Below are 3473 nucleotides of genomic sequence, written 5' to 3' on the forward strand. Positions count from 1 at the left end.
GGCCCGACCCGTGCCCGCACCCGCCGACGGCGAGGTGATCTTCGAGGACGTGCTTCGGGTACCTGCCAGGGCGGCCGGTGCTGCGCGGTGTCTCGTTCACCGTTCGGCCCGGTGAGACGGTCGCCCTGGTGGGCGCCTCCGGGGTAGGCAAGTTCACCTGTGTGCACCTGCTACTGCGCCACGACGACCCAGCCGCCGGGCGGATCACCGTCGGCGGCGTGGACCTACGCGACCTCAACGACGCCGACCTGCGGCGCACTGTCACCGTGGTACCGCAGGACATCCACCTGTTCCCCGGCTGGATCGCCGACAACATCCGACTGGGCCGGCCGGACCCCACCAACGCCGAGGTCTGCACCGCTGCCAACGCCGCACAACTCTCCCCGTTCCTCGACGCCCTACCGGGCGGTCTGGACACGCCTGCCGGTGAGCGGGGAGCGGCGCTGCCCGGCGGCAAGCGGCACGCCGTCGCCCGGGCCCTGCTCACCGGAGCACCGGTGCTCGTCCTCGACGAAGCCGCCGCCAACCTCGACCCCACCACCGAGGCCGACCTGTCCGTCGCCCTGGACAGTACCGGCGACCACCGGGCCACCCTGGTGATCGCCCACCGCCTCGCCACCATCGTGCGCGCCGACCGGGTCATCGTCCTCGACGGCGGGCGGGTCGTCGCCGACGACGCACCTGAGCAGCTACGCGTTGCTGGCTCCTGGGGCGACGCCCGAAGGACGACCGGCGCGGAAAGGTCCATCGAAAACGTCCGTTCACGTGAGGATCCGGTCTGGCAAGTCATGCCATGAGGAGTGGACACCGTTGTCGCTTTACGAACTTCAGCGTATGGTTCTGAACATGAATGTTCAGTCAGCGACTCTGCTGGAGGTCGCAACCCGGGTGCTGCTCGTCGACCCGACGGCGTCGCTGGGTGACGTGGCCCGGGCAGCCGGGGTGAGCCGCACGACCCTGTACGCGCGATTCCCGACCCGCCAGGCGTTGTTGGTCGCGTTGGCGTCCGAGGCGATGGATCTGGTCGAGCAGGCGTACGCTGCGGCGCGGCTCGACGACGGCGCGGTCGAGCAGGCGTTGCGCCGGCTGGTGGAACTGACGGTGCCACTCGGGTCGAGGGTGGAGTTCCTGCTCCGGGAGCGGTCCTTGGACATCGAGCCGGAGCTGGTCGCCCGTTACGAGCAGCTCGACGCGCCGGTCATCGCGCTGATGCGGCGAGCCCAGATCGCCGGGCAGGTGCGGGCGGACCTGCCGGCCTGGTGGATGGCGACTGCGGTGATCGGTGCGGTGAGCACGGCGTGGGAGGCCATCGCTGATGGCCGGCTCGCTGTCCGTGATGCGCCCAGCCTGGTACTCGACACCGTGCTGTCAGGTTTCCTACCGCGATGAGCGCCCCGACGGTACCGCTTGCGACCCGGCCCCCGGCGTTGCTGTCGCGGTGGCCCTCGCAAGGGTTGCTCACCTCGACCGGACTGTCGGTGACCGGTAACGCAATGGTCGCGGTCGTGGTGCCGGTGCTGGTGTTGGCGCGTACCGGCAGTCCTGCGCTGGCCGGGCTCGCCATCTCGGCGGCGTTCGCCGCCATGGTGCCCGCGCTCGTCTTCGGTGGAACATTGATCGACCGGTGGGGGCGACGACGGATCAGCGTGGCGGCCGACCTGCTCAGCGGTGCCGCTGTCGCAGCGTTACCGCTGCTGGACCTGGTTGCCGGCCTGACGATCGTTTCGGTTGCCGCGCTGGTGGCGGTGGGTGCCGCGTTCGACGGTCCTGGCATGGCCGCGCGCGAGGCGTTACGTCCCGATGTGGCCCGTGCTGCCGGACTGCCGCTGGAGCGGGTCAACGCCTGCGGGGAGGCGACCGACGGTATCGGCAATGTCGCGGGTCCGGCTCTGGCTGGGATTGGCATTGCCGTGGTCGGGATTACCGGCACGCTGTGGGCTGCGGCGGCGATGTTCGTTGCCGCAGCGGCCACCACGGCGCTCAGCGTGCCTGGCCAACTGCGGCCGGTCCCCCAGCGGGAGTCGTACCTGGCCGCCACCACCGCCGGTCTGCGCCGCGTGTGGCGGGACGCAACACTGCGTGCGCTGGCGGTGGCCGGGATGCTGGTCATGCTGTTCGTCGCACCGCTGGTGTTGGCTTTGACCAGCGCGACGCGCACCAGCGGGCCGCAGGGGCAGGCGGGCCTGCTCGTGGCGGTCCTGTCGATCGGCCTGATCGTCGGCGCGCTCGGCTACGGCGCGCTCGCCCGGCGGGTCCGGAGGCGACCGGTGGTGATCACGTCGCTGACCCTCGCGTCAGCGGCCCTGGCTGCCCTGGCCCTAGCACCCGGCACTGCCATGACCACCGTGTTGGTGGCCGTGGTGGGTCTGGGATTCGGCCCGGTGAACCCGATCTTCGCGGTGCTCGCCCAGGAGCGCACCCCGCAGCACCTGCGAGGCCGGGTGATCGGCACGCTCGGATCGCTGAGCCTGCTGGCCAGCCCGGTCGGCACTCTGCTCGCCGGGGTGCTGCTGCAGACTTCCGGACCGGCTGCCACCTTCGCGGTCATCGCACTGGGCTGCCTGCTCGGCACGGCCTACATCGCCCTGACACCGGGCTTGCGCCACATCGAACGCACCGAAGAACTGGAGGACCAGCCATGACCACCACCATCCGCAGCGCCGGATCCGAATCGCCATTGCCACCCACCCGAGACCTACTCACCTTGGCCTGGCAACAGCTCTTCGTGCGGCTGCTCGCCGCATCTGGCGATCCAGTCGCCCAGTTCCTGTCCATCCGACCGCACCACGATGTCTACGCCATCCACGAACGCATCCGTGCCCACGGCCCAGTCGTACGCAGCCGCACCGGCGTCACCGCCCTCACCTCCCGCCGACTCTGCGACCAGGTGCTACGCGACGCCCGCTTCACGGTCCGCGACGCCGACGGACGCCTCGCTGGCTCCGATGCCCTCACCGAGGCCGCCAACGGCCCGCTCACCGGCTCCTTCCTCGAACTCGATCCGCCCGAGCACACCCGCCTGCGACGCCTGGCCGCGCCCGCATTCCGGCCACGCCTCGTGCGTGGCTACGCCGACCAAGTGCACGCAACCGCCGCACGTCTGCTCGACCGCCTCGCCACCCGAGAGACCTTCGACCTCATCACCGACTTCGCCGCTCCGCTGCCCATCGCGGTGATCAGCGACTTGCTCGGCATCCCCGACGCTGACACGGCCCGCTTCGCCCGCATCGGCATGACCGTCGGTCAAGCGCTCGACGGGGTGCGCTCCTCCCGCCACGCCCGCGAGCTGCATGCCGCCAGCCAAGAACTGGCCGCCCTGTTCACCCGCCTCGCCGCGCAACGCCGCGCCGATCCCGGTGACGACCTGATCAGCACTCTCACCGCCGCCCACGACAACGACGCGCTCACCTCTGCCGAACTGGTCTCGACCTGCGGCCTGCTGCTGATCGCCGGCTTCGAGACCACCGTCAACC

Annotated in this window: 3 protein-coding genes and 1 pseudogene; all 4 read left to right on the forward strand. The window is 70.7% G+C overall.

The annotated features are described in order from the left end of the window. Positions 1 to 77 precede the first annotated feature (77 nt). The gene (locus GSF22_RS32040; RefSeq protein WP_208817651.1) at positions 78 to 797 is read left to right on the forward strand and encodes an ATP-binding cassette domain-containing protein; all 720 of its coding nucleotides are present in this window, start codon (positions 78 to 80) and stop codon (positions 795 to 797) included. 49 nt (positions 798 to 846) lie between these two features. Next, positions 847 to 1389, forward strand: a complete 543-nt coding sequence (locus GSF22_RS32045) for a TetR/AcrR family transcriptional regulator (RefSeq protein ID WP_208817652.1) — start codon at positions 847 to 849, stop codon at positions 1387 to 1389. Continuing rightward, entirely contained in the window at positions 1386 to 2642 is a 1257-nt protein-coding gene (locus tag GSF22_RS32050) for an MFS transporter (RefSeq protein ID WP_208817653.1), read from the forward strand. The genes GSF22_RS32045 and GSF22_RS32050 overlap by 4 nt, the downstream gene beginning before the upstream one ends. Further along, a pseudogene (locus GSF22_RS32055) lies at positions 2639 to 3473 on the forward strand (cytochrome P450); the annotation flags it as partial. The gene GSF22_RS32050 and the pseudogene GSF22_RS32055, both read left to right, overlap by 4 nt.

The organism is Micromonospora echinofusca (genome assembly GCF_017614955.1).
In the GTDB taxonomy this organism is placed as follows: Bacteria; Actinomycetota; Actinomycetes; order Mycobacteriales; family Micromonosporaceae; genus Micromonospora; species Micromonospora echinofusca_A.

Excerpts from the sequence above, each read along its gene's own strand:
- GSF22_RS32050 (WP_208817653.1), top strand. The coding sequence starts at position 1,386 with ATGAGCGCCCCGACGGTACCGCTTGCGACCCGGCCCCCGGCGTTGCTG.
- GSF22_RS32045 (WP_208817652.1), top strand. The coding sequence starts at position 847 with ATGAATGTTCAGTCAGCGACTCTGCTGGAGGTCGCAACCCGGGTGCTG.